This is a genomic window from Acinetobacter sp. 22512 (genome assembly GCF_052044755.1).
Lineage (GTDB): Bacteria > Pseudomonadota > Gammaproteobacteria > Pseudomonadales > Moraxellaceae > Acinetobacter > Acinetobacter pittii.
Window position 1 is genome coordinate 70,196 of the sequence record NZ_JBQENP010000008.1, and the last position, 16,487, is coordinate 86,682.

14 protein-coding genes and 1 pseudogene are annotated in these 16,487 nt (G+C 40.3%); 5 read left to right on the top strand and 10 right to left on the bottom strand.

The genetic code is table 11. From position 1 onward, the window contains the following. Positions 1–140: 140 nt before the first annotated feature. Positions 141–1,490 (top strand): chromate efflux transporter, encoded by a 1,350-nt coding sequence (gene chrA, locus ACTJJG_RS10580; RefSeq protein ID WP_233752331.1) that lies wholly within the window; start codon positions 141–143, stop codon positions 1,488–1,490. A gap of 83 nt (positions 1,491–1,573) precedes the next feature. Here the strand turns inward: chrA and ACTJJG_RS10585 are convergent, their stop codons facing one another. After that, the gene (locus ACTJJG_RS10585) at positions 1,574–2,182 is read right to left on the bottom strand and encodes an FMN-dependent NADH-azoreductase (RefSeq protein ID WP_017399574.1); all 609 of its coding nucleotides are present in this window, start codon (positions 2,180–2,182) and stop codon (positions 1,574–1,576) included. A 95-nt stretch (positions 2,183–2,277) separates the two neighbouring features. Between ACTJJG_RS10585 and ACTJJG_RS10590 the strand changes: the two genes are divergently transcribed. Further along, the gene (locus ACTJJG_RS10590) at positions 2,278–2,673 is read left to right on the top strand and encodes a winged helix-turn-helix transcriptional regulator (RefSeq protein ID WP_080759654.1); all 396 of its coding nucleotides are present in this window, start codon (positions 2,278–2,280) and stop codon (positions 2,671–2,673) included. Here ACTJJG_RS10590 and ACTJJG_RS10595 read toward each other — a convergent pair. Next, positions 2,670–3,524: a helix-turn-helix domain-containing protein gene (locus tag ACTJJG_RS10595; protein WP_233752330.1), complete on the bottom strand. Its 855-nt coding sequence runs from the start codon at positions 3,522–3,524 to the stop codon at positions 2,670–2,672. The two genes, ACTJJG_RS10590 and ACTJJG_RS10595, sit on opposite strands and share 4 nt — an antisense overlap. A 166-nt stretch (positions 3,525–3,690) precedes the next feature. On the opposite strand from ACTJJG_RS10595, the gene ACTJJG_RS10600 reads away from it, so the two are divergent. Next, the gene (locus tag ACTJJG_RS10600) at positions 3,691–4,608 is read left to right on the top strand and encodes a DMT family transporter (RefSeq protein ID WP_005069324.1); all 918 of its coding nucleotides are present in this window, start codon (positions 3,691–3,693) and stop codon (positions 4,606–4,608) included. A gap of 33 nt (positions 4,609–4,641) precedes the next feature. Here the strand turns inward: ACTJJG_RS10600 and ACTJJG_RS10605 are convergent. The 4 genes and pseudogenes from ACTJJG_RS10605 to ACTJJG_RS10620 all read right to left on the bottom strand — a co-directional run bounded on the left by ACTJJG_RS10605 (position 4,642) and on the right by ACTJJG_RS10620 (position 9,140). Beyond that, positions 4,642–5,650: pseudogene (locus ACTJJG_RS10605) on the bottom strand (homoserine dehydrogenase). Between the two features lie 109 nt (positions 5,651–5,759). Next, on the bottom strand, positions 5,760–6,551 hold the full coding sequence (locus ACTJJG_RS10610) for a sulfite exporter TauE/SafE family protein (RefSeq protein ID WP_005076117.1): 792 nt from the start codon (positions 6,549–6,551) through the stop codon (positions 5,760–5,762). A 228-nt stretch (positions 6,552–6,779) separates the two neighbouring features. Continuing rightward, positions 6,780–8,435 carry a bifunctional protein tyrosine phosphatase family protein/NAD(P)/FAD-dependent oxidoreductase gene (locus tag ACTJJG_RS10615; RefSeq protein ID WP_032057469.1) on the bottom strand — a complete coding sequence of 552 codons (1,656 nt, stop codon included), beginning with the start codon at positions 8,433–8,435 and terminating at the stop codon, positions 6,780–6,782. A gap of 9 nt (positions 8,436–8,444) precedes the next feature. Further along, positions 8,445–9,140, bottom strand: a complete 696-nt coding sequence (locus tag ACTJJG_RS10620) for an MBL fold metallo-hydrolase (protein WP_032057470.1) — start codon at positions 9,138–9,140, stop codon at positions 8,445–8,447. A 191-nt stretch (positions 9,141–9,331) separates the two neighbouring features. On the opposite strand from ACTJJG_RS10620, the gene ACTJJG_RS10625 reads away from it, so the two are divergent. Together ACTJJG_RS10625 and ACTJJG_RS10630 are read left to right on the top strand one after the other, a co-directional pair. Then, positions 9,332–10,603, top strand: a complete 1,272-nt coding sequence (locus tag ACTJJG_RS10625; RefSeq protein WP_032057471.1) for a sigma-54 interaction domain-containing protein — start codon at positions 9,332–9,334, stop codon at positions 10,601–10,603. Positions 10,604–10,672: 69 nt separating this feature from the next. Next, entirely contained in the window at positions 10,673–11,584 is a 912-nt protein-coding gene (locus ACTJJG_RS10630) for a bestrophin family protein (RefSeq protein WP_000637008.1), read from the top strand. Between the two features lie 50 nt (positions 11,585–11,634). Here the strand turns inward: ACTJJG_RS10630 and ACTJJG_RS10635 are convergent, their stop codons facing one another. From ACTJJG_RS10635 to ACTJJG_RS10650, 4 genes are read right to left on the bottom strand one after another with little or no spacing between them, the layout of a single operon-like run. After that, entirely contained in the window at positions 11,635–12,693 is a 1,059-nt protein-coding gene (locus tag ACTJJG_RS10635) for a 2,3-butanediol dehydrogenase (RefSeq protein ID WP_000642319.1), read from the bottom strand. A gap of 29 nt (positions 12,694–12,722) precedes the next feature. Continuing rightward, positions 12,723–13,508: an acetoin reductase gene (locus ACTJJG_RS10640; RefSeq protein ID WP_104074564.1), complete on the bottom strand. Its 786-nt coding sequence runs from the start codon at positions 13,506–13,508 to the stop codon at positions 12,723–12,725. 26 nt (positions 13,509–13,534) lie between these two features. Continuing rightward, positions 13,535–14,938, bottom strand: coding sequence for a dihydrolipoyl dehydrogenase (gene lpdA / locus ACTJJG_RS10645; protein WP_372552512.1), 1,404 nt, complete (start codon positions 14,936–14,938; stop codon positions 13,535–13,537). Between the two features lie 10 nt (positions 14,939–14,948). Next, on the bottom strand, positions 14,949–16,487 hold the full coding sequence (locus tag ACTJJG_RS10650) for a 2-oxo acid dehydrogenase subunit E2 (RefSeq protein WP_204084924.1): 1,539 nt from the start codon (positions 16,485–16,487) through the stop codon (positions 14,949–14,951).

The following is a 16,487-nucleotide window of genomic DNA, read 5'->3' on the forward strand; positions in this document are numbered from 1 at the left end:
ATCTTTTTAAAATAATAAGAAAGTCATTTTTGTTCTGTATGCTATAGCTGCCTAGCACATCTAACTTATTCAATTAACTAAAAGTTACTAGTTTTTGATGTTCTTGATCCGTATGAATCAATTTTTTGATGGGATAAAAAATGGAAAACGAAAAATCCCCTTTACCTGAAAGTATTATTCAAGTCACCTTCTGGCAAGCCTTCTTATTTTGGCTCAAGCTCGGCTTTATTAGCTTTGGGGGGCCCGCTGGACAAATCGCTGTGATGCATCAGGAACTTGTTGAGCAAAAGCGCTGGATATCCGAAAAAAGATTTTTACATGCCCTGAACTACTGCATGTTGTTACCCGGTCCTGAAGCGCAGCAGTTAGCAACCTACATTGGTTGGCTTATGCATAGAACTGCTGGAGGATTGGTTGCAGGTATTCTATTTGTATTACCCTCCTTATTTATTTTAATTGGGCTGTCTTGGGTTTATATAAAATTTGGAGATGTTCCTGTTATTGCAGGTATTTTCTACGGAATCAAGCCTGCCGTTACCGCAATTGTTTTCCATGCAACGTACCGTATAGGTAGTCGTTCGCTTAAAAATAAGTTTTTATGGATCGTCGCGATTACGGCGTTCTTTGCCATCTTTGTCTTAAAGCTTCCTTTCCCGCTTATCGTTTTATCAGCTGGTATTGCTGGCTATTTAGCGAGTAAAAAGTACCCAGAACTATTTTCCTCCGCGGCTGGACATAAAGCCAGTCAAAAAGATTATGGTCCGGCATTTATTGATGATGAGACTCCAACACCAGAGCACGCTAAATTCCATTGGTTGCGTTTAGCTAAACTTATTTTTGTAGCAATCGCTTTATGGCTATTGCCAATTTTAGCTTTAGGCGCATATTTTGGATGGCATCATTCTTATACTCAAATGGCGTGGTTCTTTACCAAAGCTGCTTTACTTACGTTTGGGGGGGCCTATGCAGTTTTACCTTATGTCTATCAAGGAGCTGTAAATCATTTTGGATGGCTTTCACCTACACAAATGATTGATGGTTTAGCTTTAGGTGAAACTACACCGGGTCCACTGATTATGGTAGTGGCTTTTGTTGGCTTTTTAGGAGGCGTCAATCATTCATTACTTGGCTCTGAGCATCTATTTTTTGCTGGAGCACTTGGTGCAGTCATTGTGACTTGGTTTACCTTTCTCTTTTCATTTGTATTTATTTTTGCGGGTGCGCCCATTATTGAATCTACACATAATGAAATTAAATTTACTGCGCCACTCACTGCAATTACCGCGGCTGTGGTCGGTGTAATTTTAAATCTCGCACTATTTTTTAGTTATCACGTGCTATGGCCACAAGGTTTTTCAGGGCATTTTGATATAGTTGCAGCCCTCATTACTTTGGCTGCATTTATTGCTTTATTCCGCTTTAACGTGAACGTGTTATATGTGATTTTTGCATCAGCGTTGGTTGGACTAGCTGTCACTTTTTTTAGTTAACTATTGATTTAAATATTTTTTAAATTCAAAAAATCTTATCAATAAGGCCGAACAGTTTCTTTTCTGTTCGGCTGTTTATATTTTTAACCTGCTAATTGTGCGATTTGTGCTGCTGCATTATCTAAGGCAGCTTGACGTGCTTCTGGGCCGAAAGCGATCCCTTCCGCGCGCACAAAAGTAATATCAGTCACACCAATAAAATTGAAAAACGCTTTGATATAAGTTTCTTGATAGTCTAAAGCTTCGGCTGGTGAACCTTCTGAGTACACACCACCACGCGAAGAAGCAATAATGACACGTTTCCCCTCTACTAAACCTTGAGGGCCGTTTTCCGTATAACGGAATGTTTTTCCAGCAACAGATAGTCGGTCAAGCCAAGCTTTTAACTGTGATGGGAAGCTAAAATTGTACATTGGCGCGCCGATTACAACGATATCTGACGATAAGAACTCGTCCAAATATTGGGTGTTTCGTGCAACATGTTGCTGCGCTATTTCATTATTAGGTTCAACACCTTGCCATGCCAAAAACTCAGCATCAGACAAATGAGGAATTGGTTCTAAAGCAAAATCGTGATGAATAATTTCTGCATCAGGATAAGCTGCGCTGAGCTTTCCAATAACAGATGAGGTGAGTTGGCGGCTAACAGACTGCTCACCTAAAATACTTGTGTCAATTTGAAGTAGTTTCATCGTTTATACCAACAGTATAAAATTGTTACTTGAACTAATTATGTTACTACTATTATGCTTATGCACAAGAAGGCACATTTAGGGAACCAAGTAATATGACTGTAACCATACCTCACGATATCCAAAGTTCAGATTGCCAGAGAGTCAGTCAAGTATTGGCTAGAGTTGGCGAGAAATGGAGTATACTCATTGTAATGACACTCGCATCACGTTCTCATCGCTTTTCTGAAATTAAAAGAAGTATCAATGGAATATCGCAGCGTATGCTTACCTTATGTTTGCGTGGTTTAGAGAGAGATGGATTAGTTAAACGTACGGTTTATCCTGTAGTTCCACCTCATGTTGAATATGAATTAACCCCACTCGGTCATTCACTTACAGAACCTGTAATTGCTTTAGGCCAATGGGCTCAGCAGCACATTGCGGATATTGATGCGGCAAGAGCTGCCTTTGATGCAGCTCAAGATAAACCAATTACATTAGACGTTTAACGTAACTGTGAAGGACTCATACCATAAAACTGTTTAAAGCGATGACTTAAATGGCTTGCTGAACTAAACCCACATACTAGGGCAATATCTTGCAAAGAAAGCTGAGATGACTGAATTAGCCCTTTGGCCTTGGTTAAGCGTCTTTGCATGACATATTGGTGAGGTGCCATATTCATGGACTGTTTAAACATATGAGCAAAATGGTATTCGCTTAAATTCACAACATTCGCCAAATCAGACAAGGTAAGTGCTTGATCTAGATGCCCTTCAATCCAGTCCTGAATATATTTGAGTTTATGAGGAGCGAGCCCACCCTTGATAGTAGGTTGTTGCCATTGAACACTGCTATATCTTCGAATTAAATGGTTCAGCAATAAACTGGCAGTTGTACTCATTTGTAAATGGTTTGCTGAATCTTTCCAATCACAATCTAGCAAGAAAAACTGATAAAGCGCTCGAATCTTTTCGTCATCGTTAAAAACAACTTCGTTTAGTTCAATTTGATTAGGTTCTTTGTCCCATATTTTTTCGGCAACATCACGCAAATGTTGGTCGGTATAATACAAGTGAACGAATTTAAGCCCACCACGTATGTCCCAAGTCGACTCCTGATGCTCAGGCAATAAGCAAAAACGCCCCGGCCCACCGCCGTTTTTCCAGCCTGCAGGGGTTTTTTGATAGCTTTCATAGCCATCTTGAATATAGAGACTTAAAGTGTGGTGATCGCTACAGACACTTACACGATCTTTCTGATTAGACCAAAATGCAAGTTGCATATTCTCATCAAGCACCACAGTTTCGTGAAGCTTGGCTTTAGATTGCTGTAGCTGTTCTAAAGTTTGATAGGCCATGCAAAATTAAAACGAATATCATTGAGCTTAAGTTAACCATATTCAGCAAAATTCAGCTAGTTTAGATCTATAAAAAACGCAAGATCTTGCATGTGCAACACAAGAATATATACGTGAAAAATGAAGCATTCCTAGATACTTAAGCTTGGTAATCGAGGATGAAGTTATGAATATTTTACTCTATGTTGCGGTGGTGTTGATTTGGGGAACAACATGGATTGGAATTGCCGTTCAAAGCCACTATGCAACGCCCGTTGTCGCAATTTTATGGCGTTTTGCTATTTCAGCCTTATTACTGTGGGTTGTTTTACTATTTTCAGGAAAATTACAGCGGATTGCTTTAAAAGATCATTTGTTCTGTATGCTGCAAGGCCTTTGTGTTTTCGGCCTAAACTTTATTTGTTTTTATACCGCCGTTAAATATGTAAACAGTGGTTTAGAGTCTGTCATTTTTTCGATGGCTGTTTTCTTTAATGCTATTAATGCACTTATCTTTTTTAAGCAAAAACCATCGCCAAACTTTGCCCCAGCCGCAATTTTAGGGCTCATAGGTATTGTTTTACTGTTCTGGCATGACCTGATTAATAGTCAGTTTAATGCACAGTTATTGATGGGTATCGGTCTGTGTGCAGTAGGCACTTACGGTTTTTCTTTAGGGAACATGATTAGTGTTAGACACCAAAAACGTGGCCTAAATATTTTTTCAACAAATTGTTATGCCATGACTTATGGGGCATTGGTGATGTTAAGTCTAGCTTTATTTACTGGCCAAGATTTAATGCCTCCAATGAATTTCCCATTTTTAAGCTCGGTACTTTACTTGGCTGTATTTGGTACGGTTATTGGGTTCTCTGCTTACTTTTCTCTTGTTGGACGAATTGGCGCAGCCAAAGCAGCGTATAGCACATTGCTATTCCCTTTAGTTGCTCTAACAGTTTCTACATTCTTTGAAGGATATGTATGGACTATAAATGCTGTATTTGGAATTTTATTAATCTTACTTGGTAACTACTTAATGTTTAGTAAGTTAGAAATTGGAAAAAAGTTATTTAATAGTCAAAAAAATTGTGAGAAGCAGGCCTAAAAGCCTGCTTTTTTTATAAGTAATAATTCATCTCTAGCAGCCCGTTTTAAGCATCAACTCAAAATCTTTTAAAGCCGCGGCTGCTGTGGCTAAAGGCGCAGATGCCCCTCCACTGACAACAAATTCCCCCATTTCTTGCGTTAACGCCCGAATGCATTTATTGGAACCTTGCAGATGAGCAAAAGGATGATTTGCTGAAACTAATCTTAATTCAACACCGGTTTGAATTTGCTGATTCTTAATATGAATAAAACCGACCAGACGAGGAATTACATTTTCTTTTTTCCAATCACGAATATGATCGGCAGTCACATGACTAATTCCTTGTCTTGGAATATCTTGAATTTTTACATCAGCCCCCAAAACAGTATTGGCTAGTATCGTAATTTTGGCAGCAGTATCCCATCCATCTACATCGAAAGAGCTGTCAGGTTCTGCAATACCTTTTGCTTGAGCTTTTTCAAGAGATTCTGCAAACGCACATTCATGTTGCAACATATCATTCAAAATAAAATTCGTGGTGCCTGTAAACAAACACACCTTCTATTTCTAAAATTTGGCAGCCAGCTAAGTTATATTCAAACAAATCAACAGTTGGTAAGGCAGCAGCTGTTGCACCGCTAAAAAATAGTTTTTTATTGTGCTGAGGTGCCAAGTTAACTAATTTTTTACCATCTACGACTAAAGCACCTTTAGATACCGCAATCGCATTCATGCTATGTGTTAAAGCATAATCTAAATAAAAGAGGCCTTTTCCACCTGTTACATAGTCACTTGGCCCTGTCTCAATAATGACATCTGCTTGAACCTGTTCTAAAAACTTCTGCTCAGTTAGGCCTGCTTGATATTGTGTTTTATCTAGCCACTTTGAAGCTTGTAAACCTTCTTGATCAATTAAGCCTGACGATGAGTTACAGACACCCACTAAACGGGCATCAATTTGATATTTTTGTTTATAGTAGGTCGTTCGATTTAAAAGGAGCTCTGCAATTTGTTGTCCAATCCGTCCAAAACCGCAAATTGCCAAGTTAACTCGCTTCATATCACTTTCTCAAAAATTTATATGGTTTAAATCAAATTTCCAAAGAGAATTTCAACATCTCGTCTTTGGAAAATTGCTAACTACAGAGATAGTTAAAATACTATATTACTTAGATATTTGTTAGATTAACTATCTTAATGACCATATAAATTGCGACAGCAAAAACCATTAAAGCAAAGACTTTTTGCACAATTGCAGACGGAATAAAACGAATAGCTCTGCGCCCTAATAACATACCAACTGCACATGCGAGCGCAAACGCACTAGTAATGCCTACTGGATAGTGAAAACCCTCTGCAATATGCATCACAATACTCACTCCACTAATGAGAAAAATAATCATAAGTGACGTTGCCACAATGCTATGCATATCCAAATTTGTGACTTTTCTAAGCGCTGGTACAATTACAAAGCCGCCACCAACCCCTAGCATGCCTGTTAAAAGCCCAGCAATAATTCCGATGCTGGCAAGAACGCTTCCCGTTTTAAAATTCCAGATAAAGCGCCCCGTACTTGGGTTAACCTGACACGGCGGGTTATGAAAGTCTGATACTCGGTTACTAATAAGTCGATAGCCCACTGTAAACATGACCAAGCTAAACATTAACATGAGCCAAATAGGTGAAATCGTGTTAGCTATTAAAATGCCGATATGTGCCATAGGAGCACCAATTAGGGCAATCCAGATTGCAGCGCGATAACGCACAATCTTTTTAAATAAGCCTTCAATGGTTCCTATGAGAGTAGATAGCGCAACCGCCAACAACCCAATCGGTGCAGCTTGCGCCACACTCCAGCCTTGACTGGTCATAAGCGCGGGTACAGCAAGAATACCCCCACCAGCACCAGTAAGACCAAGTAAAAAACCAATCACGATGCCTTCAACGACAAGTAATAACATATCAAAAGCCTAAAATTGCATATACATTATTTGCAGTAGACTGCTGGTTAATGAGTGAATAAATCTGCGAAGCTTTAGTCGCTTCTTAGAGTAAAGATTATTAATCTCTGCTTATCCTCTTCCGCTCAAACACAGCTTTCGCCTTGCGCTCGTACAAAGCGTTGCTTTGTTTAACCTCTTAACTCGAACATAGTTCTCGTCTTGCGCTCGTACAAAGCGTTGCTTTGCTTAACCTCGCTCAGGTTTGACCATCCACTCGCGGCCCTTGAGCATGCCTTGCCAATAAATCGGCGGTAAAATCTGCTCTTTAAGTAACCATGCCAAACGAGATGGCTTTTGCCCATCAATCACCCATTTCGGAAAGCTTGGGAGTAATTTGCCGCCGTAACCGAACTCAGCCAGAACGATTTTTCCACGTTCTACAGTAAGTGGACATGAGCCATAGCCGTTGTATTCACATAAATTTTGCTCACCGTTCAGTTGTGCGAGAACATTTACTGCAACGATAGGAGCTTGTGCTCGTGCCGCAGCAGCAGTTTTGGCATTAGGCGCATTCATCACATCACCTAAAGCAAAAATATTGGCATGCTGTGTATGTTGTAGGGTTTGAGGATTCACGCTCACCCAGCCTGCTTCATCAGTGAGTGTGCTGGCACGAATAAAGTCTGGGGCTTGTTGCGGTGGAACAACATGCAACATGTCGAAATCAGTCTCGACCAATGCTGCATTTTCATTGTTCACTACCTTAAACCATGCTTTTTTTGCAGGCCCATCTACTTTGACAAGTTGATGGTTAAAATGCAGTTCAGAGCCATATTTTTCGACATATTGCATTAGTGCAGGTACATATTCCTTCACACCAAATAAAACAGCGCCAGTGTTATAAAAATGGATAGAGATATCTTTGAGTTTGCCTTGTCTTAACCAGTAATCGGCTGAAAGGTACATCGCTTTTTGAGGAGCACCGGCACATTTAATCGGCATAGGCGGTTGGGTAAAGATTGCTTTTCCACCATTTAGCTGTTGCACCAATTCCCATGTATACGGCGCTAAATCATAACGATAGTTAGACGTCACCCCATTTTTCCCTAAGGTTTCGACTAAACCTTCAATTCCATGCCAATTCAGTTTTAAACCAGGACAGACGACCAAAGCTTTATATTGAATGGGTTGGCATCCTTCCAAAATAACTTGATTATGCTCAGGGTCGAATCCGGCAACAGCTGCTTTCATCCATTTCACTTTTGAAGGGATCACACTTGCCATTGACCGTGCGGTTACTTGTGGTTTGAAAATACCGCCACCAACCATGGTCCAGCCCGGTTGATAATAGTGGGTATCTGCCGGATCAATAATGACAATATCTAAATGAGGTTCCCGAGACAGTAAGCTTGATGCAACAGAAACTCCAGCTGCTCCAGCGCCCACAATCACAACGCTATAAGAAGGAATTGTCGCTGGTTCATGATCACGTTTTAAAATACGTGGCACCAAGCCTTTCAAATTAAACCCAAGCTTATTACCCGCTTCTACTAACAGCGCTGTATCTTTTGGCTCAACTTCAGCCAAAGCCCACAAACTGATTGCACGCATACCAGAGCGACAATATGCTAAAACGGGCTTCTGAGCATTCTGATAAAGCTGCTTAAACTCGGTAACTTGTTGATCGGTAATTTTGCCACTGGTCACAGGCTGATAGATTACGTTTAGGCTATGCCGCTGAGCTGCTTCTTCAATTTCAATCACATTGGGTTGATCTGCACCTTCTCCATCTGGTCGGTTACATATCAGAGTTTTTATTCCTTGGGCTGCAATTTTTGCAATATCGTTGGCAGTAATCTGGCCAGCAACATAAAAATCTTGATTAACTCGTTTAAGTTCCATATTGCCACCTTATAATTGTGAAATTGAGCCGCAAGCCTGATTGGCAGGAAGTGCTTTATCGATTTGTTTTGGGTATGGCAGATTTAAATTATTCATCAATTTAATAAAATCGTCTCTTGAACGATTCTGACCTAAACGTGAGTTATTTAAACGTTCATTGCCAATCGTTGAAGATAAACGACCTTTGTAGTCGTGTCCTGGATACACAATAGTCTCGTCAGGTAGGCTGAAAAGTTGCTTATGAATACTGTCATAAAGTGTGCCTGCATTACCTTGTTGGAAGTCAGTTCGACCGCACCCATCAATTAATAATGCATCACCAGTGAAAACAATGTTTTCAACCAAATAACTCGTACAAGCATTGGTATGACCTGGTGTATAACGTGCTTCAATACTGAGGTTGCCAACTTTAAGTATGCAACCATCTGTAATTAAAATATCTCCGCAACTTACATCTGAATTACGGTGTAAAACCGATTTGCAATCGAGACGTTCCCGAAGCAAATTCGCAGCGGTAATATGGTCTGCATGAACATGGGTATCTAAGGTATAGATGAGCGTAAATTGATGCTGCTCTAATTCTTTTGTATAAATCGCTATATCTGATGCGACTGGGTCAATTAAAACAACCTCTCGTGTTTCTTCACACCCAAGCATATATGTATAAGTCGAACTTTCTTTTTCAAAAAACTGCTTAAAGAACATGATTTATACCCCAATAATTTATTTCTTTCCTATATTTTGCAAATAAGATGCCAATTATTTAAAATTAAATAATAAATATAAGAATCAAACACTTAATATAAAAAATGAAATTAAAGTTAGAAAACAAACGCAGCTTGATGTTCCTATGAAACTCAAGTATGTTTCAATGAAACGATTGTGAAACATATGAAATGGCAAAGTTAAATTTTGAGTCAGAACAAGATTTTTTTATTTTATTTGAGCAATTAAAAGCTTTATTCCCAAATGCGAGTCTTTTTTTAGCAGATACAACGACTCAAGCAATTCACTATAAATTTAATACAGACGATATTTCTGTAGAGAGTATGGCAGCGCTTACTCAAGATCATCATAATCAGTATCTTGAAATCAATACTCCTAAAATGAGAAAGCGATTCATCTATCAGGAAAATGATATTTACATCGCAGAGCATCGCATTATCGGGAAATTGCATATTCTACAGCCCGTTAGCATAGAGAATGATATTGCTGATCAAGTAGAGCTAACAGAACAATTGCAAGACTTGGCTAAAGTTTTTAATAGTTGTTCACCAGAAATGACTCGCATGTTTTCAATTATTCAAAGAGTGGCAATTACTGAGTTTCCTGTGCTCGTCCGCGGCGAATCTGGTAGTGGTAAAGAACTTGTGGCACAAGCAATTCATGATTATAGCCAACGTAAAAATAAGATTTTTGTAGCGATTAACTGTGCAGCTTTAAATTCTAATATTTTAGAGAGTGAACTCTTTGGGCATGTGAAAGGTGCTTTTACGGGAGCAATTCGTGACCATAAAGGCGTTTTTGAACGTGCCGCAGGTGGAACACTGTTTCTAGATGAAATTGCCGAGATTCCTTTAGAGCTTCAAGCTAAATTATTACGGGTGTTAGAAACAGGTGAATTTACTCCTGTAGGTGGTGAAAAACCAATTCAAGCCAATGTCCGTATTATCACTGCAACGCATAAGGCGTTACGCGAAGAGGCTAAGGCTGGGCGTTTCCGTCATGATTTACTCTACCGTTTACGCGTAATTCCAATTTTTATACCACCACTCAGAGAGAGAAAAGTCGATATTCCTCTTATTGTCGATCAGATTTTAAAAGAAAGCTCCACTCAACTCGACACAATGCCTCGCCATGTTAATCAAAAAGCCATGCAAATTTTATTGAACTATGACTGGCCAGGAAATGTTCGTGAGCTTAAAAACACCCTTCTTTATGCTTTAACCATGGCAAATGGTAAAGATGAAATTGAAGTCGAAGACTTACCAAATGAACTCTTAAATGCGGAGGATTACGTTAAATTACCCGAGACAAATACAGAGCTTAGTCCAGAAAATGTACAAGCAGCTTTAGAAAAATATAACCATAACTTGAATATGGTCGCGAATATTTTTGGTATTAGCCGTACTACTCTTTGGCGATACAGACAAAAGCATAAGCTTTAGCTAGGTATTTAGCTCATCTAAGGCGTATCATATTGCACTTGGTTAGGTTCGTTAGTTCAAAGGCTTTATATGATTGTCCGTGATAAAAGCAATGTATTTAAATTATTATTTGCTTGGAAAGGAACAATTTTGCCGAAGGTTTTGCCTGCACTGAGTTTTGTTGTACTTATTTCAGCATGTGTGGTCTGGCTCTCTTATTATCATTGGATTCAAATTCCTACCGTACCCGCGATCGGATTTACCATCTTTGGTGTGATTCTTTCGATTTGTACGGGTTTTCGAAATAATGCGTGTTATGACCGTTGGTGGGAAGGCCGCAAGCTCTGGGGGGCTTTAATTGCCAATGCCAGACATATTGTCAGAGACAGCCATGTTTTATCTAATGAACAACGTGAACATTTAATCCATCAGGTCTTAATTTTTAGTAATTTATTGCGTGATCGTTTACGTCAACAAACAGTCGAACCCACAAAATTTCTTGAACATGCCTATTTAAATAACTCTTCACTTAATTATTTAAATGAGCATATTAATGCGCCGCAATTTGTACTCGAAAATATTCAAAAAGATTTAGTTAAAATACTCAAAGATGGTGAAATTAGTGACATTATCTATAGCACGCTAAATCGACATATTGTTGAGCTAGGTAATATCCAAGCAGGTTGTGACCGAATTGCTGGGACGCCTTTGCCCTACTCTTATTCAGTACTTTTGCACCGTGCCGTTTATTGTTTCTGTTTCATATTACCGTTTAGCCTTGAAGCAGCTTTAGGCATTTGGACACCACTTATTGTGGGTTTAATCGCTTATATGTTTTTAGGTTTAGATGCCCTAAGTGCTCAAATTGAAGAACCTTTCGGTTTGCAAGAAAATGATTTACCGCTCGATTCTATTGTGCGTTTGATTGAACGTGAGTCTCTAAGCTCTTTAGGGCAGCCATTACCCCCTATTATTGAAGCCAAAAACAACAATTTACTTTAATAAAAAAAAGAGCGAATCATCGCTCTTTTTTTATAGGCTTAAGTGTCTATTTATGGATGTACGATAATCTTAACGGCTGACTCATTGTTATGAATTAAGGTTTCAAAACCTTGTGAAATCAAATCATCAAGTTGAATACGCTGCGTAATAAAAGGTTCCAGATTTATTTTACCTTCTTCAACCAGTTTAATAGTTTCTTGATGGTCATTTACATAGGCAATTGTGCCTCGTACATCAAGCTCTTTCATTACTACACTATGCACATTAATTGATGCTGGATGGCTCCAAATCGAAACAATAACTATAACGCCTGTTGGTTTCACTGCCGCAACCAAAGTATCTAATACCTTGTTAACGCTACTACATTCAAATGCAACATCGACACCATCGCCATTAGTGATTTTCATGACCTCAGAAACAACATCAACTTCTGACGGGTCTAAAATATAATCTGCAACACCCGACTCTTTGGCTTTTTCTTTACGTTTTGCACTTAGCTCAGTAATGATGACCTTAAGCCCTTTCGCTTTTAAAATTGCCGAAAGCAATAGACCAATTGGGCCGGCTCCGCCAACCAGTGCAATGTCACCAGCCTTTGCACCACTGCGCACATAGGCATGATGACCTACCGATAACGGTTCAATTAAGGCCGCCTGATCCAGTGGAATTTTATTGGAAATTGGATGCACCCAACGGCGTTTAACTGCAATTTTCTCCGACAAACCACCACCACGCCCACCTAAACCAATAAAGTTCATATTTTTGGAAAGATGATAATTATCGCCCGGTCCAGTCGGCACATCATCAGCCACAATATAAGGCTCTACGACTACATGCTGACCAATTTCAATATCATCAACACCTTCACCTACGGCATAAACCACACCTGAAAACTCATGTCCCATAGTAATCGGCGCAGATTCGCCTGAAATAGGATGCGGATGCCCACACGGTGGAATAAAAATTGGCCCTTCCATAAACTCATGTAAATCTGTACCACAGATTCCACACCAAGCCACCTTGATACCTACAGTGCCGGGAGTGACTTCTGGTTCAGGGATATCTTCAATACGAATATCGCCTCTGTCATAAAAACGTGCTGCTTTCATTATTATCTCCCTCAAATCAGGATGTCGTTTTAGCGATAGACAATTCCGCCGTCTGTTAAAATGGATTGACCCGTAATATAGTCCGAATCTTCACTTGCCAGAAAAGCAACTAATGCGGCTACATCATCTGGCGTTTGGGCTCTACCTAAGGCAATGCCTTCCACATATTTTTTATAAGTTTCACCAATTGCTGCACCGGTAATTTCAGCAAAACGTTTATCTATTTCCACCCACATATCAGTTCCGACAATTCCGGGGCAATATCCATTTACTGTAATACCGTGACTAGCATATTCTTTTGCCGCAGCTTGGGTAAGTGCTCGTACCGCAAATTTGGTTGCCGAGTAAATACCGAGTAAAGCAAACCCATCGTGGCCTGCAATTGAGCAAGCATTAATGATTTTTCCTTTATGTTGACGTTGCTTAAATTTTGCAGCAGCAGCCTGTATTCCCCACAGCACGCCACCAATATTAATATCAACAATTTTTTGAAATTCATCCGGTGTGATATCCGCAATCGCTTGAACTTGTGCAATTCCAGCATTATTAATTATGACATCAAACCCACCAAGGGTCTTCTCAGCATGATTTATAGCGGCATACACTTGCTCGCGGTCACTTACGTCGGCAATAAATGTACTCGCATTTACGCCTAAAGCCTGAATTTCTTGCTGCACATCATTCAGTCGATCTTGTTTCATATCAACTAATGCGATGTGTGCCCCTTCTTGCGCCAAGCGCAGGGCAATCCCACGGCCAATGCCTTGAGCTGCCCCCGTCACTAAAACGACTTTATTTTTTAATCCCTTAACCATATTCAACTCCTGTAAATGCAGAATTTCTACATATGAATCGCTCGTTGCATTGAAGCCAAAATGGATTCATGCATGGCTTCTGATAATGTTGGATGCGGGAAAATCACTTGAGCTAAACTTTCATCAGTTGCTTCCAAGTATTTGGCAATCGCAAAGCCCTGAATATGTTCAGTCACTTCATGACCTACCATGTGTGCACCAAGTAATTCACCCGTTTCTGCATGAATAATAGTTTTCACAAAACCTGACGCATCTCCAATTGCCAAAGCTTTGCCATTTGCGGTTAAAGAAAACTTGCCGATTCGTATAGGTAGATTCTTAGCTTTTGCTGCATTTTCTGTTAGACCAATACTCGCCACTTGTGGATGAGTAAAAATACAACCCGGAATCTGGCTACGATCGAGTGAATGGACGTTTGTTACACCAGTGATTTTCTTGACACATATCATGGCTTCATGGCTTGCTTTATGGGCAAGACACGGTGCACCAGCCACATCACCAATGGCATAAAGCCCCGCTACGTTGGTTTTACAATAGTCATCAATTGCCACAAAACCTTGTGGGTTGAGTTCTACACCTAAACGTTCTAGTCCTAGCCCCGTGGTATTAGGCTGTACACCAATTGCTGAAAGCACACGGTCGAAAATAATCGTTTGAACGTCATTTGCTGTTTCAATCACACAGTGGACTTGATCATTTTCAATTTGAATACTTTGAACGACAGCATCGGTTAAGACTTTCATTCCTTTTTGTTCAAACTGTTTTCTGACAAATTGAGCAACTTCTGCATCTTCGGTTGGTAAAATTTGTTTAGCCAAATCAATTAAAGTTACCTGACAACCCAAGTCTTGATAAAGACTAGCAAACTCACTGCCAATCGCTCCCGAGCCTACAACCAATAAGCTTTTTGGTAACTGCTCGGGAACCAGTGCTTCTTTATAGCTCCAGACATATATTCCATCGACAGGAAGTTGAGGAACATGTCGGGCTTTAGCTCCAGTTGCCAAAATGATATGTGGCGCACTTAAAACCTGACTGTTACCTTGAGCATCTGTCACTTCAATTTTTTCTTTCGCCGTAAGCTGAGCACGACCATTAAAAACCGTCACCTGATTCTTTTTAAGTAAATAATCGATGCCTTGTACTAACTGAGCTGACACTTGGCGGCTATGTTGCACAAGCTTTTGAATATCAAAATCGAGTTGGGATACCTGAAAACCAAACTGTCCGGCATGTTTAAACTGGGTTGCAAGCTCTGCTCCTGCAAGCAAAGCTTTAGTTGGAATACAGCCCCAATTTAGACAAATTCCGCCTAAATGTTGCTCTTCTACAATTGCGGTTTTTAACCCGAGCTGGGCTGCACGAATTGCAGCCACATACCCACCCGGTCCCGCGCCAATCACAATTAAATCAAATTGAGCTTCTGACATGCGGGTTCTCCTACACCAAAATTAAAGCAGGGTTTTCAACAAACTGCTTAAAGCTGGCCAAGAATTTCGCCCCAACTGCGCCGTCAATGACTCGGTGATCGCATGACAACGTCGCTGTAACAATCTCACGAACCACTACATTGCCATTTTCAACAACAGCACGTGATTCAGAAGCACCTAAGGCCATAATTGCACCTTGCGGTGGATTAATAATGGCATCGAACTGTTTAATGCCTAACATGCCTAAATTTGAAATGCTAAAGCTGCCTCCCTGAAACTCATCAGGTTGTAACTTGCCAGTCTTGGCACGCGTTGCCAAATCACGCATGTCATCGGAAATTTGTGCTAAAGACTTCTGATTTGCAGCTTTTACAATGGGTGTAATTAAACCGTTTGGAATCGCTACAGCCACCGAAATATCCGCTTGAGAGAACTGTAAAATTGATTGAGTCGCCTCATCAAACTGAACGTTTACCTCAGGTACTTTAATCAGTGCCGCTGCCGCTGCTTTAATTAGCATGTCATTAATTGAAAGTTTCACTTGAGGAACCGTTTCATTAATCTGCTTACGTAATTTTTGCAAAGCCTCTACGTTGAGATCGACCACCAAGCGGAAATGCGGTGCGTTACGTTTTGCAGTCTGTAACCGTGAAGCAATCGCTTTACGCATCCCATTCATCGCCACAGTCGTAATTGTAGATTGTGGTTGAGCAACTGCACATTGAGCAGATTGTTCATTTACCGACGTTGGGTTATTACGATAGTAAACTGCCTCAACATCTTCTTTACAGACACGGCCACGAGTACCTGAAACACGGCAGTCATTTAGGTTAATGTCCCACTGCTTTGCTAAACGACGTGCTACAGGCGTCGCTAAAACTTGGCTATCATCGGCCGTAGATTTAACCACTTTAGCTTGAGTTTGCTGCTTAACATCAGGCCATTGACCACCAGCAGCCTGCACAGCTTTCTGGATGTCTTGAACACTAATACGTCCTTCACGACCAGAACCTGTGACTTTTGCCAAGTTCACATTGTGCTTTTCTGCAAGCTTTAACGCATGCGGTGTTGTAAACAATTCATCAGATGTTTGATAGCCTTGTAATGACTCGGGTACAGCGTAGTCACCTTTAGCTACCTTTACAGGAACTGGAGCGCTAGCTGTTGAAGTCTGTGGCTGTTCTGCTTTTTCAGCAACAGGTGCAGATGTTTCCGCCTTACTTTGCTCCGAAGATGCTTCCGGGGCTTTAGCTGCTGAACCACCTAGTGAGGCAATAAACTGCTCAATTTCTGCATCAGAAACTTGGCTTTCAGCACATACGGCAATAAGACCACCGACGGGTAAAGTATCACCATCTTTCGCTAAAATTTTACGGAGCGTTCCAGCAAAAGGCGCTTCTAATACATTGACGATTTTTGTGGTTTCAATTTCACAAATTTCATCGCCCTTATTAAAGCTATCACCCTCTTTAATCAACCATTGGGCGATCGTGCCTTCTTCCATGGATAATCCCCATTTCGGGATCTCCAGCGTTTTAATTTCGCTCAT